Source organism: Natronoflexus pectinivorans (assembly GCF_004345615.1).
GTDB classification, from domain to species: Bacteria; Bacteroidota; Bacteroidia; order Bacteroidales; family Marinilabiliaceae; genus Natronoflexus; species Natronoflexus pectinivorans.
The window spans coordinates 32,469-55,496 of record NZ_SLWK01000010.1 but is presented as its reverse complement, the minus strand read 5'-3'; the positions used below and the strand labels follow the sequence as shown (position 1 = coordinate 55,496).

24 protein-coding genes and 1 tRNA gene are annotated in these 23,028 nt (G+C 39.1%); 16 read left to right on the top strand and 9 right to left on the bottom strand.

Annotation, left to right across the window (positions count from 1 at the left end; translation table 11 throughout):
- Window positions 1–148: 148 nt before the first annotated feature.
- The 7 genes from EV194_RS12550 to EV194_RS12520 all read left to right on the top strand — a co-directional run bounded on the left by EV194_RS12550 (window position 149) and on the right by EV194_RS12520 (window position 5,602).
- The gene (locus EV194_RS12550) at window positions 149–667 is read left to right on the top strand and encodes a hypothetical protein (RefSeq protein WP_132434388.1); all 519 of its coding nucleotides are present in this window, start codon (window positions 149–151) and stop codon (window positions 665–667) included.
- A 61-nt stretch (window positions 668–728) separates the two neighbouring features.
- Entirely contained in the window at window positions 729–1,160 is a 432-nt protein-coding gene (locus tag EV194_RS12545; protein WP_132434387.1) for a hypothetical protein, read from the top strand.
- Between the two features lie 25 nt (window positions 1,161–1,185).
- A complete protein-coding gene (locus EV194_RS12540) occupies window positions 1,186–2,079 on the top strand; it encodes a DUF4382 domain-containing protein (protein ID WP_132434386.1) in 894 nt (297 codons plus the stop codon).
- A gap of 128 nt (window positions 2,080–2,207) precedes the next feature.
- A complete protein-coding gene (locus EV194_RS12535) occupies window positions 2,208–3,407 on the top strand; it encodes a homoserine dehydrogenase (RefSeq protein WP_132434385.1) in 1,200 nt (399 codons plus the stop codon).
- Window positions 3,408–3,494: 87 nt separating this feature from the next.
- On the top strand, window positions 3,495–4,817 hold the full coding sequence (locus EV194_RS12530; protein ID WP_132434384.1) for a cysteate synthase: 1,323 nt from the start codon (window positions 3,495–3,497) through the stop codon (window positions 4,815–4,817).
- A 150-nt stretch (window positions 4,818–4,967) separates the two neighbouring features.
- Window positions 4,968–5,258 (top strand): nucleotidyltransferase family protein, encoded by a 291-nt coding sequence (locus EV194_RS12525; protein WP_132434383.1) that lies wholly within the window; start codon window positions 4,968–4,970, stop codon window positions 5,256–5,258.
- Entirely contained in the window at window positions 5,255–5,602 is a 348-nt protein-coding gene (locus EV194_RS12520; RefSeq protein ID WP_207916038.1) for a HepT-like ribonuclease domain-containing protein, read from the top strand. Before EV194_RS12525 ends, EV194_RS12520 begins: the two co-directional genes overlap by 4 nt.
- A gap of 74 nt (window positions 5,603–5,676) precedes the next feature.
- Here the strand turns inward: EV194_RS12520 and cobA are convergent, their stop codons facing one another.
- The 7 genes from cobA to EV194_RS12485 form a co-directional block, all read right to left on the bottom strand.
- Window positions 5,677–7,080, bottom strand: a complete 1,404-nt coding sequence (cobA, locus tag EV194_RS12515; protein ID WP_132434382.1) for a uroporphyrinogen-III C-methyltransferase — start codon at window positions 7,078–7,080, stop codon at window positions 5,677–5,679.
- Window positions 7,077–7,559: a precorrin-2 dehydrogenase/sirohydrochlorin ferrochelatase family protein gene (locus tag EV194_RS12510; protein ID WP_132434381.1), complete on the bottom strand. Its 483-nt coding sequence runs from the start codon at window positions 7,557–7,559 to the stop codon at window positions 7,077–7,079. The genes cobA and EV194_RS12510 overlap by 4 nt, the downstream gene beginning before the upstream one ends.
- Window positions 7,560–7,589: 30 nt before the next feature.
- Complete coding sequence (locus tag EV194_RS12505) at window positions 7,590–7,820, bottom strand: DUF2061 domain-containing protein (RefSeq protein ID WP_079558048.1); 231 nt, start codon at window positions 7,818–7,820, stop codon at window positions 7,590–7,592.
- A 3-nt stretch (window positions 7,821–7,823) separates the two neighbouring features.
- The gene (locus EV194_RS12500; RefSeq protein ID WP_132434380.1) at window positions 7,824–9,527 is read right to left on the bottom strand and encodes an NADPH-dependent assimilatory sulfite reductase hemoprotein subunit; all 1,704 of its coding nucleotides are present in this window, start codon (window positions 9,525–9,527) and stop codon (window positions 7,824–7,826) included.
- A 116-nt stretch (window positions 9,528–9,643) separates the two neighbouring features.
- On the bottom strand, window positions 9,644–11,452 hold the full coding sequence (locus EV194_RS12495; RefSeq protein WP_132434379.1) for an assimilatory sulfite reductase (NADPH) flavoprotein subunit: 1,809 nt from the start codon (window positions 11,450–11,452) through the stop codon (window positions 9,644–9,646).
- A gap of 126 nt (window positions 11,453–11,578) precedes the next feature.
- Complete coding sequence (gene cysK / locus EV194_RS12490) at window positions 11,579–12,505, bottom strand: cysteine synthase A (protein WP_132434378.1); 927 nt, start codon at window positions 12,503–12,505, stop codon at window positions 11,579–11,581.
- A 14-nt stretch (window positions 12,506–12,519) separates the two neighbouring features.
- Window positions 12,520–12,948, bottom strand: a complete 429-nt coding sequence (locus EV194_RS12485) for an RrF2 family transcriptional regulator (protein WP_132434377.1) — start codon at window positions 12,946–12,948, stop codon at window positions 12,520–12,522.
- Window positions 12,949–13,512: 564 nt separating this feature from the next.
- Between EV194_RS12485 and EV194_RS12480 the strand changes: the two genes are divergently transcribed.
- From EV194_RS12480 to EV194_RS12445, 8 genes are all read left to right on the top strand, one after another.
- Complete coding sequence (locus EV194_RS12480; protein ID WP_132434376.1) at window positions 13,513–14,751, top strand: site-specific integrase; 1,239 nt, start codon at window positions 13,513–13,515, stop codon at window positions 14,749–14,751.
- Between the two features lie 30 nt (window positions 14,752–14,781).
- Window positions 14,782–16,824 carry a hypothetical protein gene (locus tag EV194_RS12475; protein WP_132434375.1) on the top strand — a complete coding sequence of 681 codons (2,043 nt, stop codon included), beginning with the start codon at window positions 14,782–14,784 and terminating at the stop codon, window positions 16,822–16,824.
- A 102-nt stretch (window positions 16,825–16,926) separates the two neighbouring features.
- The gene (locus tag EV194_RS12470; RefSeq protein ID WP_132434374.1) at window positions 16,927–17,289 is read left to right on the top strand and encodes a helix-turn-helix transcriptional regulator; all 363 of its coding nucleotides are present in this window, start codon (window positions 16,927–16,929) and stop codon (window positions 17,287–17,289) included.
- Window positions 17,279–17,677: a hypothetical protein gene (locus EV194_RS12465; RefSeq protein ID WP_132434373.1), complete on the top strand. Its 399-nt coding sequence runs from the start codon at window positions 17,279–17,281 to the stop codon at window positions 17,675–17,677. The genes EV194_RS12470 and EV194_RS12465 overlap by 11 nt, the downstream gene beginning before the upstream one ends.
- Entirely contained in the window at window positions 17,677–19,089 is a 1,413-nt protein-coding gene (locus EV194_RS12460; protein ID WP_132434372.1) for a YfjI family protein, read from the top strand. Before EV194_RS12465 ends, EV194_RS12460 begins: the two co-directional genes overlap by 1 nt.
- Before the next feature lie 101 nt (window positions 19,090–19,190).
- On the top strand, window positions 19,191–20,594 hold the full coding sequence (locus tag EV194_RS12455) for a DUF6371 domain-containing protein (RefSeq protein ID WP_207916037.1): 1,404 nt from the start codon (window positions 19,191–19,193) through the stop codon (window positions 20,592–20,594).
- Window positions 20,595–20,599: 5 nt separating this feature from the next.
- Entirely contained in the window at window positions 20,600–20,803 is a 204-nt protein-coding gene (locus tag EV194_RS12450) for a hypothetical protein (RefSeq protein WP_132434371.1), read from the top strand.
- A 43-nt stretch (window positions 20,804–20,846) separates the two neighbouring features.
- Complete coding sequence (locus EV194_RS12445) at window positions 20,847–21,434, top strand: hypothetical protein (protein WP_132434370.1); 588 nt, start codon at window positions 20,847–20,849, stop codon at window positions 21,432–21,434.
- A 63-nt stretch (window positions 21,435–21,497) separates the two neighbouring features.
- Here the strand turns inward: EV194_RS12445 and EV194_RS12440 are convergent, their stop codons facing one another.
- Window positions 21,498–21,893 (bottom strand): hypothetical protein, encoded by a 396-nt coding sequence (locus EV194_RS12440; protein ID WP_132434369.1) that lies wholly within the window; start codon window positions 21,891–21,893, stop codon window positions 21,498–21,500.
- 379 nt (window positions 21,894–22,272) lie between these two features.
- Window positions 22,273–22,346: transfer RNA gene (locus EV194_RS12435), tRNA-Met, on the bottom strand.
- Window positions 22,347–22,552: 206 nt separating this feature from the next.
- On the opposite strand from EV194_RS12435, the gene EV194_RS12430 reads away from it, so the two are divergent.
- On the top strand, window positions 22,553–22,942 hold the full coding sequence (locus tag EV194_RS12430; RefSeq protein WP_079558043.1) for an START-like domain-containing protein: 390 nt from the start codon (window positions 22,553–22,555) through the stop codon (window positions 22,940–22,942).
- Window positions 22,943–23,028: the final 86 nt, after the last annotated feature.

Below are 23,028 nucleotides of genomic sequence, written 5' to 3'. Positions count from 1 at the left end.
ATTTTTTTGCTGAAATCCAAAGCAGGTATGCAATATTCTCGTCTTAGAAATCAATTTATAACTCTTTTAAATTGAAATGGAGTAGGTTTCATCAAATTTTCATAATCCAAAGTGCATATTTGAATTATAAATAATAAAAACGGGAATGATGAAGACAAAACTTTTTTTGGCCGCCATAGCACTGGTAAGTGCAGCTGCCGTAGCACAAGAGCCTGAGCAGAATCGGGAACGAACCCGTGAAAGGGTAGAAACAGCCCTCCAGAATCAGGAACGAACAGAAACTCAGGAGCAAATCCAAAATCAACAGGCTCAGGAAGCCCTTCAACAAGCTCGTGAAAGACAGCAGGAGGGTGTAGAACAAGGTATGTCAACAAGTGAAGAGGCTTTGCAAAATCGTGACCGCAATCGCAGTGGCGAAGCAATGGAAGAGGCTCAGCAGCGTCGTACTGATGGAGTCGAGCGTAGAGAAGCCGCAAGAGAGAATGCTCGTGAAAACAGAGCCAGGGGCGCAGAGAGAAGCGAAGCCGTAAGAAATCGCAGCCAATCTGCGCGTGATGAGAGAGGAAGAGTGGAAAATCGTCCGGCTTCGCGTCCCGAAACCAACGGTGATGCCTTTAGAGAGACACAGCGTACGCAGAGACAGGAACGCCCGGTAAGAGGAAGGTAATCAATGCTGTTTTTTTAACTCTGTGTTAGTTCTTTGATTTTGTGGAATTAAATTTTGTCAGATGTTGGAACGGATTAGTGTGGAATGCGTTAGAGCAGAGTTGTATCACGAGGTAGAAGGTTGTTTGGTTTATGAAGGGTCAGATAGTTTGACAAATGGTTTGGGTTTTGAGTTGGATTCAACCGGAAGAGGGGGGTTCTGTCATGTTAAGGTTAAGCCGGGTATTTATAAGAAAATCAGATTGGTAACCCATAGTGCAGAGAATGAATACAGAGCTCCATATAATCCGGGATGCTATCACTATAGCGGGGACGGCCAACCTGAATTGTTTTTTGTACCCGGCGGTTTTAATCATGGACTTATTTTTTCCGGTGAAATATTGATTGCTCAAAACGGCCTGATTAAATTTAAAAACAAAATAGATTTTTCAAAATTATTTTTTCAGTCGAAGGTGCAAAAGTGTTTGATTATGCGCCCTTTGATTAATGTTTGAGGTTTAACCAAATAAAGATATTGTTATGAGAAGATTATTTTATTTTTCAGTAATTGCCCTGTCCCTTTTATTTTATGGTGCATGTAACGAAACAGAAAAAGGTACAGGAACCCTTAATTTGTCAATCACAGATGCACCCATTGATACAGAGGATATTACCGGGGTTTATATTACAATTAACGAGATTCAATATCATAAAAGTGGAAACAATTGGGCCACATTTGAAGAGTTTGAAGGCCCCAAAACCTATAACTTGTTGGATTTAACCCGTGGTGAGTCTGATTTACTGGGAAGTTTTGAACTTTCATCCGGCACCTATTCACAAATACGGTTCATCCTTGATTTACCGGATCATAATCATGGATTTCCTACCAATCCGGGTTGTTATTTGGAGTTTGGAGATGGTTCTGTTGAGCCGTTGTTTGTTCCTTCCGGCGGACAAACAGGATATAAAGCAGTGGGTGCATTTCACGTGCCTTTAAATGGTTCAGTTGATATTACTGCCGATTTTGATGTTCGTAAATCTGTTGTGGTGGCCGGGAAAACCGGACGTTATATCTTGAAACCAACCATCAGATTGGTGGCAGATAATCAGGCCGGAGCCATAAAAGGTGATGTTTTTAATCAAGCGGATGATAAAAGCGTTGTTGTTTTTGCCTACCAATCAGGAGCCTTTAATGATGATGAATTATTGATTCCTGATGAAGAATCTCCTCGGTTTCCAAATGCTGTAAGCAGTGATTTGGTCGATGAAAATGGACATTATCACATTGCATTTTTGGCTCCGGGAAGTTACGATTTGGTAGTTGTTATCACAAACGGTGAAGATGAGTCTGAAGTAGCGGGAATCATTGAAGATGTTATTGTGGAAAGCAGAGAAAAAACAACAGTAGATATTGATTTTGAAGATTTCGAATAATATTTGGGTTAGGGTTAAGGTGAGAAAGGTCGCGAAAAACGTTTCGCGGCCTTTCTTTTTTTAAGGATAATCAATGATTGAGCATATAATTATTAAATTTGTTCTGTAATCAATTCTCAAATATAAATATGGCCAGACTGGAACTTAAAATTGGTGTATTTGGATTTGGTGTCGTAGGTAAGGGATTGTACGAAGTAATGAAACAAAGTCCTGCACTCGACAAAGCCATCAAAAAAATATGTGTCAGAAGCAAGAAACAGAGAGATTTGCCTGATTCATATTTCACCTACAACCCGGATGATATCATTAATGATGAGGAGATTAACACGGTGGTTGAGCTTGTGGACGATTCTGAGGCTGCTTATCACATCGTGAAAAAATCGCTTCAAAGAGGAAAAAACGTGGTTTCGGCCAATAAAAAGATGATTGCTGAGCACATGGCCGAAATGATAGCCCTGCAAAAGGAACACAACGTGTCCCTTTTGTATGAAGCATCTGCCTGCGGAAGTATTCCTGTTATCCGAAGTCTGGAGGAGTATTACGATAATGATTTACTTCTATCGGTAACCGGAATTTTAAATGGCTCATCAAACTATATTCTTTCACGTGTTTTTGATAACGGACAACCATACGAAGTGGCCTTAAAAGAGGCGCAAACATTGGGGTTTGCCGAGTCAGACCCGACTTTTGATGTTGAAGGTTTTGATTCTCTCTATAAATTGGTCATCCTGACCATGCACAGTTTCGGAGTCATCATCAATCCTAACGAGGTGCTGAATTACGGAATTTCCAATATTTCCGATTTTGACATCAAATATGCCCGCGAAAAAGGTTTTAAAATTAAGTTGGTAGGTCAGGTGGAACGACTGCGTGAGAATAAAATCACTCTGTTTGTTTTGCCTCGGTTTGTGGGGCGGGACAAGTATATTTATGCGGTTGAGGAGGAATTCAATGGCGTTGTAATTAAAGGTTTGGCTTACGACAAACAGTTTATGTTTGGAAAGGGTGCCGGTGGTCACCCTACCGGTTCGGCCGTTTTGTCAGACATAACCGCATTGATGCATAATTATCGGTATGAATATAAGAAGACCAATTATTTTCAGGGATTCTCATATTTTAAAGATGCGGCCATTGAGATTTATCTTCGTTACAGGGATAAGGAGGTGTTAAGTCTTTTCGATTTTCAATCTGTCTCAGAAGAGTATCGTGGTCCGAAAAATTCATACGTTATCGGATTCATTAAGTTAAGTTCCCTGATGGCCATCAGGGAAAAGTTACGGGATAAGCAGCTTTTTATTGCAGCTACCGGTAAAGCTCTAAACTATTGATTTTTCAAACGAATAAAACTAAAAACTGTTTTCTGCCGATAAATCACTAATTTTGTCAATCGAAAACAGAACCAGGAATACATTATTATGACATCAGATTTTAAGCCCACACACTACTTATTACAATCCATTAAAACTGGTCAACAATTCAGCGACCAGGGTTGGACGCTGGATGCTCCAAATGAAAAAGAACCTACGTTAATACGCACGGTTTACGAAGAGGTGCAGCTTATCGTGAAGGATGCTTCTATGGGGATTTTTAGATTTGATGACTGGTTGCCGGTTGGCCGATACCTTCAAGGTTCTTCGGCTCCTGCTACATACAAAAGTGAAGGGATGGCAAAGCACCTGGGATTGGAGAATTTGTATGTTACTTTCAGTGGTTATTGGCCTGAAAAGGGAGTTACAATGCGGACGTGTTCTTTTAAGGAGACGGAAGCTTACACCGTATGTGGTCGGATGGGGGAGAACCAAAAAGGGGTTTTGGTGGTGGCTTCAGCCGGAAACACGGCACGTGCTTTTGCACGTGTTTGCTCCGATAATAATGTGCCACTGCTTTTGTGTGTTCCCGAGGACAATCTGGATGCTCTTTGGTTTGATGAGCCCATCAATGACAATGTCCGTTTGGTTTGCACCCGAAGTGGCAGCGATTATTTTGATGCCATTCACCTCTCTAATAAAATTTGCAGCCTTCCGGATTTTTATGCCGAAGGAGGCGCACGCAACGTAGCGCGGCGCGATGGAATGGGAACAACTGTTCTTTCGGCCGTTACACACATAGGTCGTATTCCCGACTTATATTTTCAGGCTGTTGGAAGTGGAACCGGAGCTGTGGCTGCATGGGAGGCTGTGGATCGCTTTATTGTTGACGGCCGCTTTGGTCGTAATAAAATGAAGTTGATGGTGTCTCAAAATGCACCATTTCTTGCCATTTATCATGCATGGAAAGCCGATTCACGCGACATGCTACCATTAAAAGATGATGATGCACGTAAACAGGTGGAAGAAATAAAGGCAAAAGTGCTTTCAAATCGATGGCCTGCTTATCCCATTGCAGGCGGATTGTACGATTGCATGAAGGATGCCGGAGGCGATGTGATTTCTGTAACCAATGAAGAACTTGACGAAGCCGCTGCTCTTTTTGAAAAACTGGAAGGCAACGATGTACACCCCGCTGCTGCTGTGGCAACAGCCTCGCTGATTAAATCGGTGAATGAAGGTGCCATTGAGAAAGATGCAGTGGTTATGCTCAACATCACCGGAGGCGGGGAAAAGCGTTTTAAATCGGAACATGAAGTAAGTTATCTAAAACCAAACCATGTGTTTGATATCCAGGTGACCATGGCTGAAATTGAAGAGGTTCTTAGCGGTTTGTTTCAGAATGCTGTAAAGTCTAAAGCTCAATTGTAGTTGAGTAATTGGCGCTTTCATTACATTATAGAAATCTTTTAGTCGGTATTCATAAATTCATTATATTTGAGAAAAGCACGAAAAAAGTAACTCAAAAAGTGACAAAATTAACCTGAAGGGTATTGCTTGAACAAATTACTGAGATGCATAATGTTTACAAAGACTGAAATTTTAGCGAAACTGTCTGAATTAAAGCCTGTTCTTTATGAGGAGTATTCAGTAAAGGAGATTGGGTTATTTGGTTCATACTCTGATGATTCCAATACAATAGACAGTGATATAGACATCTTAATTGAACTTGAAAAGCCCATCGGTTGGAAATTCTTTTCGTTGGAGCTTTATCTGGAAAAAATCTTTAATAAGAAGATTGATTTAGTGACAAAAAATGCACTAAAGGAACAGATTAGGGACGATATCCTTAACCAGGTGAATTTTGTATGATGAGAAGGGAAAACCGTGCGTATAGAATGTATCTTGAGGATATGAATATAGCAATGGAAAGAATTGCTGAATATATTCATGGTCTTTCATTTATTCAATTTAAACGTGATTACAAGACTGTAGACGCCGTAATTCGTAACTTCGAAGTAATTGGAGAAGCAGCTAAAAACATCCCGAAAAACATAAAAGATAGTCATCCCAATGTTCCATGGGATGAGATGTATTTATTGAGAAATAAGGTTTCTCATGAGTATTTCGGGATTGATTATGAAATTATATGGGATGTTGCATCAAATTATCTTCCTGATAACAAAAAACAAATAGAAGAAATTCTTTATGGATGAAAAGTTGCAACTATTATTTGTAAGGGAATCATAACACATTCAGACATTACATGACTATCACATTGTTAATAAATTCAGTCGGAAAGCAGTGTAACTAAATCTTTTTTCAATTTCCCACTCAACTCGAAAAACCGCTGTTCGGACTGCTGACCTCTGAACGCATATTCTATATGCCCGGGAAATGCTTTGTAAACCTCGAAGAATCTTTCTACAGCCGGAACTGAAGAAAATTCTATACCATGGAATTCCTCCAGGTTGTGAATCACGATGTTTTTGGGTTTACGGTTGTAAAAGAGCACAATGGTGGTGATTTTATTGCCAAGTTTACTTAATGTATCAGGCAAATATTTCGAACTTTTGTCCGAGCCGGGTATTAGAACCGACTGGCTTCTGATTTGATTTTGTTTGTAAAACTCAACCAAATCCTCCGAACTGCTGTTCAATCCGGGAGGTTCAGCTATGATTCCCCGTTTTAGTAAGGCCTCTGCCGTTACCGGACCAATGACGTCAATCTCTACATTCGCCAGACTTCTGATGTCTTTTCTCGCGTCTGTTAATCGGTCGAAAAAATGCTCCACGGCATGTCTGCTGGTGAAAATAATGCGGTTGAATTGTTCAATGTTCTTTATGGCAATTTCTGAATCATCATATTTATCAGCCGGTTCAATACTCACAAGCGGAGAGTGAATCAGCATCCCTTCTTGGCGGCATTCGGTAATGTTTGAGCCAGTATATAGCCATTTATCTGGTAAATGGCTATTGTTTTCTGCGGCTGTCCATCCAACTATTATAATAACAGGAGAAACCAATAAATCGTCTGTGCATTCAAGTTGCTCCAGCGTGTAACGCTTGTTGATGCTGTGCGCGTACGATGCATTTTGAACCACAGCCACCGGCGTATGCGGATGCCACCCCTCCTTTAAAAGACGTTTCGCCAACTGGTTTTGGCGCGATGCCCCCATGAAAAACACAAGAGTTTCAGCTTTTGGAACCACCAGTTTTGATATGTCATGACCCGACAGAAACACGACCGATGAAGAAACTCCACGCGCAGTCAGGGGAACCAAGGCATCAGCGGCGGCTGCCATGGCACTTGAAATGCCGGGGACCAGTTCCACATTAATTCCACGTTTGGCCAAATAGTGGTACTCCTCAATGCCGCGACCAAATATCAGCGGGTCGCCTCCTTTTAGCCTAACTACTCGCTTCCCTTCCAAAGCAGACTGATACAACTGTTCATTGATTTTATCCTGACTGAAAGCATGATTGGAACTGCGTTTTCCTACATAAATCTTTTCGCCGGGAAATTGGTCAAGTAGAGATGCATCAAGCAAATCGTCATAGTATATCACATCGCATGCTTTCAGAGCATTCATTGCTTTCACCGTTAGTAATTCACTGTTTCCGGGCCCAAAGCCGGCCAGCGTTACTTTTCCTGCATTTGCAATTTGTGCCTTATGTATGTTGTGTTCAGTCATAATGTCTTGTCTTTATTACCGGGTATCCACTTAATGAGACCTCTTTCTGCCAAATCCCTTATATCGTTTCTCCATTTTACCGCAGCATGAACATTTTTGCCACCTGAACTTACTGCAACAATCATATCTCCCTCACTATAAATGGCCGGTGAAATAAAATCTCCTATTGACGGGTTGTCCACTACATTCACAAGGCAACGATGCTTTTGAGCATCGTTCCGTACTTGCTCGTTCACCTGTCTGTGGTTTGTTGCAGCAAACACCAGAAAAGCATCTTTTAAATCTTCGCAATCATAATTTTTCTGTTCCCATTTTATCCATTCTCTTTCCTTTAAACCCGCATGCAGTTCCGGCGAAACCACTCTGATGTTTTGAGTGAAGCGTTCCAATCCTTCCACTTTGTGAAGCGCTACATTTCCGCCTCCAACAATAAGAATTTCCGTATTGGTAAGATTTATGTTTATGGGAAGATATTTCATGAGAATGATTGTTTTCCGAGATAAGTCAGATTAAATTTCGTACTCCGGTTTTGCCGGTTTTTTTCCGTACTGGATTTTATCCCACAATCGCTCGTGAAAATAGTAGGCAAATATTTTTGAAACGGCCTCAAATCCGCTGATAGAGGCAGCCAGAACCAATCTCCCTGTTATGATGTATGCAGCCAGAAAGGTGAATATCGTACCGGTTACCCGGTACGATACTGCTTTCATAATGCTTCTTTGTCTGTTTTCTTTTGACATCGCTTAAATAGTTTTAATGGTTTGGCCCGATTTCACGATGCCTTTCCGAACCACGAAATCACCAAATCGTTCTCCTTTATTTCTTTCTTCCGCGTATTTTGGTATGATTTCAGATAATTCGGCCAGAATGGCCTCTTCATCCAGCATCTCTTTGTAAAGAGAGTTCAGGCGCTCGCCGGAAAAGCCGGCTCCCAGATATAGATTGTATTTCCCCAGTGAACGACCTACCAAACCTATTTCTCCAAGGAATGGCCTGCCGCAACCGTTGGGACATCCGGTCATTCTAATGAGTATGTCCTCATTTGTTAAATCCACCTCTTTTAGTATGGATTCAATTTTTGTATTGAGTTTTGGCAGATAGCGTTCGGCTTCGGCAAAGGCCAGGGTACATGTATTAAGCGCAACACAAGCGATGGCGTGTTTTCTTAGTCCCGATAGTTTATCCAAGTGATAAACATTGTATTTATTCAGAATTTTCTCAACGGCAGCTTTGTCCGGCTCGTCAATGCGACCTAAAACCAAGCCCTGATTTCCGGTTAACCGGAAATCACAAACCTTAATTCTTGCCAAATCGCGCAAAGCCGATTTGAGCTTATAGTCACCAACATCCGTTACCCGACCATGCTCCACAAATAAACCGAGATACCATTTATTGTTTTCGGCTTTCATCCATCCAAAAACATCTCCGTTCTGCTTAAACTCGTACTCTTTAGCCGGCTGTAATATGATGCCGGAGCGTTCTTCCACAAGCTGTTTAAATACTTCTGTCCCCAAACGGTCAACGGTGTATTTTAGGCGTGAAAGTTTTCTGTTTTCACGGTTTCCGTAATCACGCTGAACTTTTACAATTTCCTCAACCACTTTCAGAGCGTCCTCTTTTGGCACATAGCCAATGATGTCGGCCAGACGGGGATAGGTCTCTTCGTTTCCGAACGTCATTCCCATACCGCCGCCAATGGCAACATTGTAGCCCTTTAGTTCTTTGCCTTCACCTATTGCGATGAGGCCAATGTCATTGGCAAAAATATCGGTGTCGTTGTATGGCGGAATGGCCAATGCTATTTTAAATTTACGGGGAAGATAGGTTTTGCCATACAATGGTTCTTCGTCCGTTTGACCTTCCGTAATCAATTTTTTGTCAAGCCATATTTCGTGGTAGGCGGTGGTTTTTGGCAATAAATGGTCGCTTATTTTTTTTGCGAAGGCAGCCACTTCCGGTACCAGTGGCGATAAAGCCTCGTTGGAAGTGCCCATCACGTTTCGGTTTACATCACCACAGGCAGCAATGGTATCTACCAACGTAGAGTTGATGCCTTGCATGGTTTTCTTCAGGTTTCTTTTCAGAATCCCATGCCACTGAAATGTTTGGCGAGTTGTTAGTTTCATGGTTCCGTTCCCATATTGATCTGCAAGCCGATCAAATACCAGCCATTGGTCTGCTGTAGTAATGCCTGCTGCCACCCTTGCACGAATCATAAAACTGTACAGAGGTTCCAGTTTCTGCTTTTTGCGCTCAGCATCTAGGTCGCGGTCGGTTTGTTGGTAGCTTCCGTGGAATTTTATCAGCTGGGTGTCATCATTGGAGATGGAACCTGTGGTTTCATCTGCAAGGCTTTCCTTGATGGTTCCCCTGAGAAAATCACTCTTTATTTTTATATGTTCCACCGGGGATGGTTTCCACTCGATGGGGTCTGGTAATTTTGCCATGTATTCTCTTAATTATGGGTTTCTTAATATTTTATTTCCGGATATAAAACAAGCACGGAGAGTTTCCAGTCAAATCTATACAACATCATCTTTCCCATCTTTCAACCTTTTAACCTCTAATAAACATCCTCCTGATACCTGCCTTCTTTTCTCAATTTGGTTAAGAAGTTTTCGCTCTCTTCGCGGCTCATGTTTCCTTCAATTTGCAGGATGTCGAGAAATGCGCTTTTTACATCGCCGGCCATTTTCTTCATATCGCCGCAAACGTAAAAGTGTGCTCCTTCTGCAATCCAGCGATAGAGCTCTTTGCCGTGACGTTTCATGCGGTGCTGAACGTATCTTTTTTCCTCCTGGTCGCGCGAGAATGCCACATCAAGGCGGGTGAGCAGACCATTTTTTTTGTATTTCAGCCATTCGACCTGATAGAGAAAGTCGGTTGTGAAATGCCTGTCTCCGAAAATTAACCAGTTTCTCCCTTGGTCGCCCAAAGCTGCACGGTGCTGGATAAATGCTCTGTATGGAGCTACACCGGTTCCTGCGCCTACCATGATGATGGGTTTATTGCCATCCGACGGCAGTCTGAAATTGTTGTTTGGTCTTATTTTAACTTTTACTGTATCGTCGTTTCCAAGGCGGTCGGCAATAAATGTTGAACATACGCCACCTCTTTCACGGTTTTCTTTTTCGTATCTCACTGCGCCAACCGTGATGTGTACTTCATCGCCAACTTCGGCCGGACTGCTCGAGATGGAGTAGGCGCGGGGTGGTAATTTCCTGAGAACCGACAAGAGTTGTTCTGCATTTACCGAAACCGGGTATTTTTGCAGCAAATCCAATACGTCTGTTCCTTCTAGGAATTCATCCAGTTTATCGGCGTCGTCAAGCAATTGATTCAGCGAGTCATTGCCCAACAGCGTGGCGTACTTTTTTACTACCTGGGGAGTAACAATGGTCAGTTCAAAATAGTTGGTCAGTGCTTCTTCCAGATTCAGTTTTCGATCTCCGACGGTTACCTGTTCATTTGCGCTCAACCCTGTAACTCTTAAGATTCCTTTAACCAATTCCGGGTTGTTGTTGGCATACACTTCAAGCGCATCGCCCGGCTGATAAACCAGACCTTTTTTATCTGTTGATATTTCCAGGTGCCAGGTTTCTTTATCTGAACCACGTCCATTCAACTGAACTTTTTCCATTACAGGTGCCTCAACCGGGGAGTTTGAAACTTGTATTTTTTCAACGTTCTCTTTCTTTGGTGCCGATGAAGCTGATGTTTGAGCGGAAGCAAATAGTTTTACCACCGACGGGATTAATTCACCCAGTTCATCATCGAAATCGGTGTCGAGTGCGGCCACCTGTCGTAAAGGCTTCCCTCCCTGTTGCTCCAGAAAACTGTGGAAATCGTAACCGGTTTTGCAAAAATGTTTATAGGAGCTATCGCCCAAAGCAATGACTGCGAATGGCTTGTCCGTAAAGTCAGGTGCTTTTTTGCCCGATAGTTTTTCATAGAGCTCCTGCGCCGATAATGGAGGCTCTCCTTCGCCGTGTGTGGAGATGACAACCAATACCTGTTCCTCATCTTTCAGGAATCTGGCGTTGTAGTCCTCCATGTTTTTTACTTTACTTTTTATCCCTTGTCTTTCAGCTTCCTGATGTGCCAGCGTTGCAACTCTTTGTGAGTTTCCGGAATGTGAACCAAAAAGGATGGTCAGGGATTTTTGTCCTCCAATGGCTGCAGGCTCTTCTGTTTGAGCTACTGCCTGAGGCTCAATAATGGGGTCGGTGTAATTGCCGGAAGCTGAAGGTGCAAAGTCAATGGCAGCAGAGATGTAACCTCCCAGCCAAAGCAACTGTTCGCGGTTAAGTCCTGAAAGCACTTGTTGTAAGCGACTCCGTTCTTCCGGTTTGAATAATTGATTGTCAGACATTTTGAATGGATATGATTGTTTAAGTTTTGATTTTGAGATTCGTTGTGTTGAGGACTTTTTTCGAATCTGATGCAAAACTGCCCCGTTGGGGGCAGTTTTATTATTTAAGTTTTTCAGCTCAATTCGTTAGCTCTCGATGTTAAACGTACTCAGGTAGCGCTCTCCGGTGTCAGGAAGAATCACAACAATTCGCTTCCCTTTATTTTCAGGACGATTGGCAACTTCAATGGCAGCTGTTAAGGCAGCTCCGCAAGAGTAACCGCACAACAGACCTTCCTCTTTGGCTGCCCGGTGTGCCATCTCAATGGCATCTTCGTTGCTTACTTTTATAACTTCATCATATACTGAAGTGTTAAGCACATCAGGAATGAAACCGGCTCCAATTCCTTGTATTTTATGCGGACCAGGCTGACCTCCGGATAAAATTGGACTGGCCTCTGGTTCAACAGCCACAATTTTAACGTTGGGATTGCGTTCCTTTAAAACCTCACCTACACCTGTAATTGTTCCGCCTGTTCCAATTCCTGCTACTAATATGTCAACTTTTCCATCTGTATCTGCCCAGATTTCTTCTGCAGTTGTTTTTCTGTGTATCTCAGGGTTTGCCAGATTTTTAAACTGCTGAGGAATAAAAGAATTTGGATTTTCAGCGGCAATTTCTGTTGCTTTGGCAATGGCTCCTTTCATGCCGTTGGCGGCAGGTGTCAGAACCAGTTCTGCGCCAAACTTTTTCAAAAGTTTACGTCTTTCAATGCTCATGCTTTCAGGCATGGTCAGAATCAATTTGTATCCTTTTACTGCAGACACAAAAGCAAGTCCCACGCCAGTGTTTCCACTGGTAGGCTCCACAATAATAGAGTCCTTTGTTAGAATTCCCTTGCGTTCTGCATCTTCAATCATGCTTAAGGCGATTCTGTCTTTTACCGAACCGGCAGGGTTGAAAAATTCACACTTGGCAACAAGTTCTGCTGCATCTGCATTAACCAGTTTGTTTATTTTTACCAATGGTGTTTTTCCAACCAATTCTGTAATGTTGTTAGCTATTTTTGTCATGGCTTAAAGTTTTGTTAAATATAATACATTATTTTATCTGTTCTGTCGTAATATTTCTGGTGAAGCTGCTTTAAGGTGATATTCTCAAGCGATTGCCAGAAATCGGTCATCACTGAATCCAATGTCTCCTCAACAACCTCACGGGTTGTTTCAATGTCTTTAATGATATTGTCTTTTCCGGATTCAATGCCTTCAATGGCTTTTACCACTTCAGCGAGCGTTATTTCTTCAGGCGCTCTGTTTAAACGGTAACCGCCACCGGCTCCTCTTTTTACAACAACAGTTCCTCCTTTTTTCAGGCTCACGGCAATTGATTCCAAAAACTTATGCGGAATATTGCAGGAGATGGCCGCTCTTTGGATGTCTGTAAATTCTTCTTCGTCCACATTTAAAAAAAGCAGAAACTGAAGTCCATATTTAATCTTATTTGAAAATCGTATCATATTTGTATGATTTTGTATTGCAAATATATTAAGTAAAAAGCGTACTGATGTAATAAATCATTTGATAAAGCATATAGAAAAGATATGAAAAACAAGATTGCAGATCACGCTTGTGAATTAAGTGTCAGTAAGTCAAGATTATGATTATTTGAGTATGTTGGCGTATTTAATACATATTAAAAAGATAGGAAATGCATGTTTCTGGATTTTGAGTGTTGGAGGCAAATCATTTTTATTGGATATGATTTTAAGCGTTAGAAGTTGTTTTAAGGATGGCTTATTGAAACAGGATGGAGATGCCTGAGAGTTTTTAGCAAAAAAAAAGAGTTGTAAGATTAATCTTACAACTCTTTTTTAGTACCGAGAGGCGGGCTTGAACCGCCGACCTCATGATTATGAATCATAATTTTGCTACAAAATAAGCAAATAGATAAAATTACTAAAATACATTTAACTTATTGAAATAGTGATTTATAAGGCTTTAAAGTTTTGTCTTTTTAGTTGTTTGTTTTGCGTTGTTTGAGTATATTTGTGTTACAATTGTGTTACAAAAATGATTTAGCCATGATAGAAGCAACAGCAAATGTTTACTTAGACGAATTAAGGCCAAAGAAAAACGACCAATGTTCTGTTAAAATCAAAGTAACCTACGACCGAAAGAGGCGGTATTTTTCAACTGGTATTGATCTGCTTCCTGATGAGTTTGAAAAGATAATGCAACCGGAGGGCAACGGTAAACGAAAAACAAAAGAACAGAAACAAACCTATCAAAAAATACTGTTCTATCTTAATAAGGCCAATGAAGCAATAAAGAACCTGACTGTTTTTACTTTTGATGGATTTGAACAGTTTTATTTTGAAAAGCGAAATGTTACAAATAGCGTTTCTTTTGCCTTTGATAGATACATTGAGCAGCTTAAAACTGAAAAGAGGCTATCCACAGCCGAAAGCTACGATACGGCAAAAAAGAGTTTAGAGAGATTCAAAAAGAATGTATCATTTGCGGATGTAACACCAAAGTTTTTATCGAAGTATGAAAACTGGATGCTTGAAAATGGTAAAAGCATTACAACCATAGGCATTTATTTAAGAAGTTTGCGATCCATTTATAACATGCAAAACATTGATAAAAGCATTTATCCATTTGGGGAGGGTGAAAATAAATACACGATTCCAACAGGTGCAAATACTAAAAAGGCTTTATCAATAGATGAAATTTCAAGTATTTACAACTATGAAGCCCCGGAATATTCCACAAAAGAAATGGCAAAAGATTATTGGCTTTTTCTTTATTTGAGTAATGGCATGAATGTAAAGGATTTTTGTTTGTTGAAATGGAGTAATATTGATGATAATATTTTATCCTATAAAAGAGAAAAGACCAAAAGAAGCAGAAAAAAGGGCAAATTAATTGCAGTTGCTTTAAAGCCTGAAACATGGAGCATTATAAAAAAATGGGGGCAACCATCAATAACAAAAGATGCTTATATTTTCCCACACCTAAAGCCGGGAATGACAGCCGAAGACGAAAAGGCAACTATTAAGCAATTAACGAAGACAATTAATAAATACATGAAACGGATTGCCATTGAATTAAAAATAGATAAAATTATAACCACATATTTTGCCCGGCATAGCTTTGCAACCGTATTAAAACGATCAGGGGCAAACGTTGGGTTAATTAGTGAATTGCTGGGGCATAGTTCTGTACTTGTAACCGAAAATTATTTAGATAGCTTTGAAAAGGAACACATTCAGGAACAAACAAACGTTTTAACGGCTGGATTTAAAAAAGCAAATTAGGTTTCTATTTTATTAAAGCATAAAGGACAAATGATTACACCGAAAATAAAAGCCCTGTTTCAATTTATTGATTACCTACATTCTAATATTGAGAATTTCAAACAGTATGATGAGGTAATAAACGAACTTCATTTACTGGATAAGGAACGCCAAAAAGTAAGTTCAAAAAAGACATTTAAAGACAAATTGAAATATGATGAGGTGCAGGAACAAATTAAAAACAAGTTCAAAGTAATTCAGGGGTACATTTTAACCCCGATACAAGCCAAATCGAATGAATTAAACATTTGCGATTTTAACGATACAAACCAGTATTATAAAGGTGAATGGAGAAACAATTTTTTGCCGGAAATAGAGAAACTAAAAAGGGATTTTCATAACTCTGATTTGCCCGAAATATTCAACCACAAAAACAAATATTTGGAATACAGAACAGCGACCAAAGGCGAAGCGTTTTTTGGATTAGTTTTTTTCTTTAGCGATTTGGACGAAGTATTAAAAATCCTTTTCGACTTTTTCAAAGAATCAGAACAGAACGAATTTGAAGCCTTTGAAACCAAAACAATTGAGATAAGTAGCTATACTGAATTAGCTGAAATTATAAGCGGTAAAAATGCACTGAATATTGAAATTGATACAAACCTTTCAATTACTGAAAAGCTGGATTACTGGAAAAGGATAATTGATAAACATTTCAACGAACCATTGACTAAACAATTTGGTGAATATGAATTTACAATTGAACAAGAACAGGCCAAAGAGAAACAATTAGTAAAGTTATTTGGCACAAATTACAGACTTATTTCACCTTTATTTATTCCTGAATATATTTACAACGAACATTTTTTAGAGGGATTGAATAACCCTGAATTTACATACTGGTTTTTAAAGAATAATGCACGCACTTATTTTGATGTTGAAATAAGAATGAAGCGTTTTCCGGAAAAGTTGAAAACACCACTTTCTGAAAACTTTATAAAGGCTGAATTAAAAAAACTAAATGACTTTGAACAGAAAGCAGAAAGCCTGTTACATGAAAGCATGTTTGATATTTATAAAGATTATTCTTATTCAGAATACGCAAAAGAGATTGAGTATTTAAGGATTAAAGCAGATTACTATAAAGATCATGCTTTAACGACTGTTCAGGCGATGGGAAATACAACCGTTATTTTGTTTGCTGAACATATTTATTTAAAGGGTTATTTGGAGAAAGAATTAAGAAAGAAGTCTCCCAAAACTATTTGTCCAAAAATTAAACCTTTAGATATTGAAGTTATAGAATTAAATGGAATAGCATTAAGCTACTATAATAAGTACTTCAAATTTATAAAGGTAACAGACAAAGATAGTGGTGTAGTAGTTTATGTTCCTGAATCCGTTTCTAATTATATTGAGGAGGCACGATTAAAATATCCATGGACTAATTATGGTGAAGGGTTTTTCAATCAATATAAAATAGGGATTGTTTGCCACCCGGATGCAATGCGTTTTCAAATAGAGAAAAATATCCGGCATAATTACCACGCCCCAACCATAAGTTATAAATACGGCAGCAACAAAAAGCAAACCCCGTATTTCAATGAATCGAAAGCCTTTGAGTATGGCGAATACATGGCACTTATTTATTGTGCATGGGAGTTAATAATAAGGGATTTCCCTATTTATGAGAAAATATTTACGATTGATGAAAGCACCTATAATAATGAAGCTTTACCACCGCAACCGATTAATATAACCGAAAGCAAAACAAAGCAATTTATTTTTCAAACCTTTGCTAGCATAGATAAAAAAGGTTGGCAATATGCCTTTGTTTCTGAACATGATTACAATTTGTTTACTGAGTTACTTACTAACTTTTTTGAATACACGCCCTATACATTACCCGAAACGACAATACAGCTAAAAAGAACTTGTAAAACAAAGGTTGCAAAAGCATTAGGCGAAATACATAAAGAGTTGAGCAATGAAAACAAACTAAGTACCGATGATAAATATTTTAAACTTATTAAGGTTTTAAGCCACTTTGAAAAGGAAGCGAAACAGGATTTGTACAAAGCATTAACAAGGTAAATCCAACTAATAATATAGAAACAAAGAAGCCCGTAAATACCACCTTTTTACCCGTAAATCCCACACCTAACATTGCAAAAGAAACATTTAAAATCTTTTGTAATGGAACAAGTATTAACATTCGACCAGTTGCCCAGAGCGGTAACAGTGCTAACTAAAGAAGTTAGCGAACTTAAAAGCTTATTACTCCAGAAGCAGGAACACCCCATCACCGAACAGCCGGAACAGCTTCTAACTATTCAGCAAGCATCCGACTTATTGAGCCTATCCGTTGCAACTATCTATTCTAAGCATTCCAAAGGTGAATTGCCGGGCGTATGTAAGAGAGGTAAACGCCTGTATTTCCAACGTGATATTATCATCAATTGGATAAAAGACGGGCGTATTAAAACTACCACCGAAATAGAACAGGAAACAGAAGCGAATTTGTCGAACAAAAAGAAAGGGCTGGACGATGGAAAGTAACCAAATGAACAGCCCTAAAGTCTTTTCGCATAAAGGACACGGCAAAGATAAGCAATTAATATTACGATTCATTGTTAAACAAGTTGAAAAAGGTACTGGATTTAGCCTTTTAGAACTTAAGAAGCAGTATTCAGAAGAACATTTATTTGCAATTGCACTAAAGCACGTTACTACAACAAAGAAAACTCTTTGTACAGCTTTAAATATACCTATCGAAGCAGGTTGCAGGTACAAACGTACGCTTGAAAAGAACGGTAATTTAGTTCAATCAATTGATGAGGTTATTTGCCCATTCACAAAGCACCCGGCGCATTTAATAAGCACCAACCCCAATGAGTTTAAAAGGTTGTTAAAATCAAATACTAACCAATTAAACTTATTTGAGTAATGGAAGCAAAAAAAATAAAACCAGTATTTGACGACCTCAACAACCCGGCTACTATCTTAAAGCACGTTGAGGGGCTGAAAAAGACCGTAGAAGCTGAACAGAAAGCGAAACAAAACCCTTTTCCGGTTGAGGCATTTCCCGAACCGATACAGCAAATAATTACAGCCACAAATGAAAGCCTGAAATTCCCTATTGACTTTATAGGAACTTCAATGTTGTACGCTGTTTCTGTTTCTATTGGGAACACTCACAGAGCTGAAATAATGAGAGGGTATGAACAGACCGCTGTTTTATACCTTGCGATTGTAGGAAAACCCGGCACAAATAAAACGCATCCTTTGAAATGGGCTATTAAACCAATTGAGCAACGGGACAATCTGAAATATCAGGAATACCAAAGGAAAATGCAGGAATATGAAACTATTGCAGCCCTTACAAAAAAGGAAAGGGAACAGCAAGGGTATAACGAACCAATAAAACCAATTTGGGAACAGTATTTAATTAGCGACTTTACACCCGAAGCCCTTGTAAGTGTTCACAGCTACAATAAAAGAGGTTTGGGCGTTAACGTGGACGAATTAGCAAGTTGGTTTAAGAATTTCAACCGATACAATAAAGGCAGCGAACAGGAATTTTGGTTAAGTGTATGGAGCGGAAACACCGTAAAAGTAAACCGTAAAACAAGCGACCAATACAATATACCGTTGCCCTTTATTTCGGTTGCAGGTACAATACAACCGGGCGTACTTAATGAGTTGGCAGACAATAGAACCGAAAACGGGTTTTTAGATAGGTTGCTGTTTGTTGTACCCGACAACTTGAAAAAAGAATACTGGAGCGAAACGGAATTAAGCCCGTCAATAGTTGAGAATTGGCAAACCATTATTTCAAACCTTTTGGACGTATCAATAATTCAGGACGAAACCAACAACCCACAGCCCGAAATATTGAGGTTTACACCCGAAGCAAAGCAACTTTTATTTGAATGGCAAAGGGAATTGACAGACCAAAGCAATAAGCCCGAAAACGAAGCCATAAGCGGTATAAATGCCAAAATAGAAATGTACGCTGTTCGGTTGGCTTTAATACTTCAAATGGTACAATACGCCTGTAATGAAAGTAATAAACAGGCTGTTGGAATGGAAGCGGTACAAGGGGCTTTAAAGTTGGTTGAGTACTTCAAAAAAACAGCTATTAAGGTACATTCTATTGTGTCAAATGCAAGTCCGTTGGATAAGTTGCCCACTGATAAACAAACCCTTTACATAGCATTACCCGACACCTTTACAACAAACAAAGGCGTTCAGGTTGCTGAAAGTATGGGAATGGCTGAACGGACTTTTAAGCGGTTTATATCAAACAAGGAATTGTTTAACAACCATACAAGGGGCGAATATGAAAAGCGGTATTAATCAAATGGCATTTGGCACAATTGACACAAACGGCATAAAATCAAATACTACTTATGCCATAAATGCCACTTGTGCCAAGTGACAAACAATAATTTCAGAAAATGGATAAGCACCGATACAGTTTAGAAAAAGGCAGTAAAAAGCACCTTTGCCCTGAATGTGGTAAAAAACGGTTTGTTCGCTTTGTGGATAATGAAACAGGCGACTATTTACCCGAACAGTACGGACGTTGCGACAAAGGAGACGGACACTATTTTGTAAACCCTTATTCAGACGGGTACGCAAAAGCAATAAGGGAACAGGAAAGGGGCAACCGTTCAGAATTACCGAACAACTGGAAGCCACAGCGAAAAAAGGGAACACCACAGCACGAAACTAAACCCGTATTTTTTGACTTTGATACATTCAAACAAACATTGCAGCCCGAACGCTATGAAAAGAACACGTTCATACAGAACCTATTTTACAGGGTGCAATTTCCCTTTGAAGTTGATGAGGTTACAAAAGTTATTCAGGCGTACCGATTGGGGACGGTTGCAATTGGTTACAGAGCAGGGGCAAATACTTTTCCTTTTATTGACATAAAGGGCAATGTAAGAGCCGTTCAGGTAAAACAATTTGATAAACAGAACCACACCACTGGCACGGATTTTTTACATTCAATAATTGAAAAGCACCACGACCGAAACAATAAGCCGTTGCCCGAATGGTTGGAAGCATACATGAAGCAGGATAAACGAATTTCCTGTTTATTTGGCGAACACCTATTAAGCAAATACCACAGCAATCCCGTTGCATTGGTTGAAGCCCCAAAAACAGCCGTTTACGGTACATTGTATTTTGGATTACCAAAAACACCTGAAAGCCTTATTTGGTTATCGGTTTACAATAAAAGCAGCTTTTCATTTGATAAGCTGAAAGTATTAAAAGAGCGTTTTGTGTATGTATTCCCGGATTTATCTAAAGACGGTAACACCTTCAAAGAATGGGAAACCAAAGCCAAAGAATATGAAAGCCGTTTACCCGGTACACGTTTTATCTTTTCGGACTTACTGGAGCAGTTAGCACCTGAAAGGGATAAAAGCGAAGGCTACGACCTTGCAGACTATTTAATAAAACAGGATTGGCGACTATTCAGGAAACAGAATATTCAGGAACAAGCACCACAGCCCGAACCCGAAAAAGTTACTGGAGTTACTAAAGTTACCCACCAACAAAACCTTTTATTTTCACACGTTGCACCTTTGCCAAAAGTTGAGGTATTTAAAACTGAACGAATTGAACAGCCTGTAAAGAAACAAATACATAATATTATTGTCTATGTTTCAGATACCGGGAAACTATTTATTCCTACACCATTTTATGATAAAACTTTTACCGTTTATCCTTCTGTTAAGTCTTATAATGAAAGGTCGTGTTTGCCTGAATTTATCCAAAGTTCAATAATTGACACCAACCAAATGAGTATAGCGAAAATTGATATTGAGAAATTAATTATAAATTGAGTAATATGAAAACAAAAGACCAGGTTCTTACTATGGGTTTGCGTGAAACCCTTAAAACCATTATGCAAAAGGAAATTGAAAATTTACCTGAAACCCTTAAAGCATTAGAGCCAAAAGAACGTATAAACATAGTATGTAAACTTATGCCGTATGTATTCCCAAAGATTGAAACAGTACACCCCACAGAAGGCGAACCGATCCAATGGTAATATGTAAAGTTCCTTAATTATTTAGGTTTCAAAAGAAATAGCTATGCCAAAATTTCCAACATTCCCAACGCTATACAATGAAGCGTTACAACTAAATATTTCAAAGTTGCAAGGTTGGGGCTACCTTGACCCGAAACAGATTAAAAGCGGTACATTAGACTGGAGCAAGAACGGAAACCCATCAGGCAGTATTTCAATAAGGGCAAACACCCTAAGCGAACGCCCATACATTGAACTGGATTATAAATACAGGGATGAACCCCGAAATTATAAAGTATATTTGACCTCAACCCCTTCAAACCTGAATAGGGGTGAAATATGGTATTTCATTTGCCCACAAACAAACAAGCGTTGCCGTAAATTGTATTCAATAGGCGGTTATTTTTTGCATCGTGAAGCATTCAAAGGCTGTTTGTACGAAACACAAACCCAAAGCAAAAAGTACAGGGAATTAGAAAAAACATTTGGGGCTTACTTTAAAAGCGATGAGCTTTATAGTGAACTGTACAAAAAGCATTTCAAAAAAACGTATGCCGGAAAACCAACCAAAAGATATTTGCGAATTATGGAACGAATACAGAAAGCTGAAAGCATACCATACCATGAAATTGAACGGGCAATGTTAAGATGAGCCATTAGTTACGCTCTTTTTTAATTCTCTCAGAACTATTAGATTAAACTGTTAATATTTTGTTTAAAATCTAAATTTAAATACAGCCCCTTCTTGACTAGGTTGTATTGTTGTCCTTTTTAACCATTTATTAGCATTCAGAGAGATAAAAACACCGATAAGAGACATTGCACCTCCCCCGTAGGACAGAACGTCATTCGAACTAGAAATCCCAACTCCACTAATAGCAACTCCTACCATAGATAACATTATTCCTCTTTCTTTTTGTTTTGCATAACTGTATAAACATTGCTCCAGATATAATTGCTTTGCAGCAACTAGCTCAAGGTCTGGTTTATCAATAATGTTGATGCTAATTTCTGAATCACTTTGCGTAATAGAGCCATAAGCATTATCGCTAATTTGAGCTCCTACCGTAAAAGAACTTAAAACAAAAAGCAAAAAAGTAAATCTTAACATGTTAAATGATTTAAGGATTAAAAACATCTTGAAATTTAACTGGATTTATTTAATAAAAAAAAGAAACATGAAATTCTATTTAAACTTTGCTTCTTTTCTTTTGTACGCTACTGTTCTTTATTTGCACCTTCCAATGAATCACTATTATTCAGTTTTGCTAAAGTAAACACCACTGAGAAACAAAATATTACAAAGATAACAGAAAGCTAAAAGCACACTTTCCTATGTTATTGTACGAGAAAGATTGAGTTGATGTTTTTATTATACTAATAAATAAAAACTTATTTAAGGATAGTATAAAACCGCTTTTGTGTTACAAATGTGTTACAACGGCAAATAAAAAAGGGTTGCATAAAATGCAACCCTTTGACTTTCAATGTACCGAGAGGCGGGCTTGAACCGCCGACCTCATGATTATGAATCATGCGCTCTAACCAGCTGAGCTACCTCGGCATCTCGTTTTTGCGGTTGCAAATGTAATGTTTTATTGTATTTGTTCCAACCTAAAACCTACAAAAAATAGTAAAATTCTATCAGATTAGGTTTAATCTATTGTTGTACAGTTTGTTTGAGAATTCTGATTAAAAAGGTGATAATTGATTTTTTTTTATTAATAAAACCATTATATTGCCAACGATAATCCTTTTAGAACTCAAAAAATGACAGAACAAAGAGAAAAAATCGAGCTGGAATACATGCTCAAAACATCACCCGCTATTCTCTTTAACAGGTTAAGCACCCCAAGCGGATTGAGCGAGTGGTTTGCAGACGATGTCTCGGTTAAAGGTAAAGAATTTATATTTATCTGGGGAGAGAGCCACCAATCTGCTGAACAAACCCTTCGCAAAGAGAATAAATTGGTTCGCTATACTTGGCTTGACGATGAAATGGATGGCTCATGGTTTGAGTTTCAGATTAATGTAGATGAACTGACCGGAGATGTGGCTTTGGTTGTTATTGACCATGTTGAGCCTGAAGAGGTGGAGGATTCTAAGGAGTTGTGGAACCAACAAGTTGATGTTTTAAAACATGGATTAGGTTCTGCATAAGATTTAATCCTGTTTTTAGTTTCTAATCATTAAATTTGCACCCGAAACAGACACACTGTTCCGGGTGTTTTATTTTAGGAACAGAG

Coding starts and splice junctions, on each gene's coding strand:
- EV194_RS12525 (WP_132434383.1), top strand. CDS start 4,968: ATGTTTACAAAGACTGAAATTTTAGCGAAACTGTCTGAATTAAAGCCT.
- EV194_RS12445 (WP_132434370.1), top strand. CDS start 20,847: ATGCCAAAATTTCCAACATTCCCAACGCTATACAATGAAGCGTTACAA.
- cobA (WP_132434382.1), bottom strand. CDS start 7,080: ATGACTGAACACAACATACATAAGGCACAAATTGCAAATGCAGGAAAA.
- EV194_RS12500 (WP_132434380.1), bottom strand. CDS start 9,527: ATGGCAAAATTACCAGACCCCATCGAGTGGAAACCATCCCCGGTGGAA.
- EV194_RS12465 (WP_132434373.1), top strand. CDS start 17,279: ATGGAAAGTAACCAAATGAACAGCCCTAAAGTCTTTTCGCATAAAGGA.
- EV194_RS12510 (WP_132434381.1), bottom strand. CDS start 7,559: ATGAAATATCTTCCCATAAACATAAATCTTACCAATACGGAAATTCTT.
- EV194_RS12530 (WP_132434384.1), top strand. CDS start 3,495: ATGACATCAGATTTTAAGCCCACACACTACTTATTACAATCCATTAAA.
- EV194_RS12480 (WP_132434376.1), top strand. CDS start 13,513: ATGATAGAAGCAACAGCAAATGTTTACTTAGACGAATTAAGGCCAAAG.
- EV194_RS12545 (WP_132434387.1), top strand. CDS start 729: ATGTTGGAACGGATTAGTGTGGAATGCGTTAGAGCAGAGTTGTATCAC.
- EV194_RS12430 (WP_079558043.1), top strand. CDS start 22,553: ATGACAGAACAAAGAGAAAAAATCGAGCTGGAATACATGCTCAAAACA.
- EV194_RS12450 (WP_132434371.1), top strand. CDS start 20,600: ATGAAAACAAAAGACCAGGTTCTTACTATGGGTTTGCGTGAAACCCTT.
- EV194_RS12535 (WP_132434385.1), top strand. CDS start 2,208: ATGGCCAGACTGGAACTTAAAATTGGTGTATTTGGATTTGGTGTCGTA.
- EV194_RS12440 (WP_132434369.1), bottom strand. CDS start 21,893: ATGTTAAGATTTACTTTTTTGCTTTTTGTTTTAAGTTCTTTTACGGTA.
- EV194_RS12485 (WP_132434377.1), bottom strand. CDS start 12,948: ATGATACGATTTTCAAATAAGATTAAATATGGACTTCAGTTTCTGCTT.
- EV194_RS12520 (WP_207916038.1), top strand. CDS start 5,255: ATGATGAGAAGGGAAAACCGTGCGTATAGAATGTATCTTGAGGATATG.
- EV194_RS12470 (WP_132434374.1), top strand. CDS start 16,927: ATGGAACAAGTATTAACATTCGACCAGTTGCCCAGAGCGGTAACAGTG.
- EV194_RS12495 (WP_132434379.1), bottom strand. CDS start 11,452: ATGTCTGACAATCAATTATTCAAACCGGAAGAACGGAGTCGCTTACAA.
- EV194_RS12460 (WP_132434372.1), top strand. CDS start 17,677: ATGGAAGCAAAAAAAATAAAACCAGTATTTGACGACCTCAACAACCCG.
- cysK (WP_132434378.1), bottom strand. CDS start 12,505: ATGACAAAAATAGCTAACAACATTACAGAATTGGTTGGAAAAACACCA.
- EV194_RS12475 (WP_132434375.1), top strand. CDS start 14,782: ATGATTACACCGAAAATAAAAGCCCTGTTTCAATTTATTGATTACCTA.
- EV194_RS12540 (WP_132434386.1), top strand. CDS start 1,186: ATGAGAAGATTATTTTATTTTTCAGTAATTGCCCTGTCCCTTTTATTT.
- EV194_RS12455 (WP_207916037.1), top strand. CDS start 19,191: ATGGATAAGCACCGATACAGTTTAGAAAAAGGCAGTAAAAAGCACCTT.
- EV194_RS12550 (WP_132434388.1), top strand. CDS start 149: ATGAAGACAAAACTTTTTTTGGCCGCCATAGCACTGGTAAGTGCAGCT.
- EV194_RS12505 (WP_079558048.1), bottom strand. CDS start 7,820: ATGTCAAAAGAAAACAGACAAAGAAGCATTATGAAAGCAGTATCGTAC.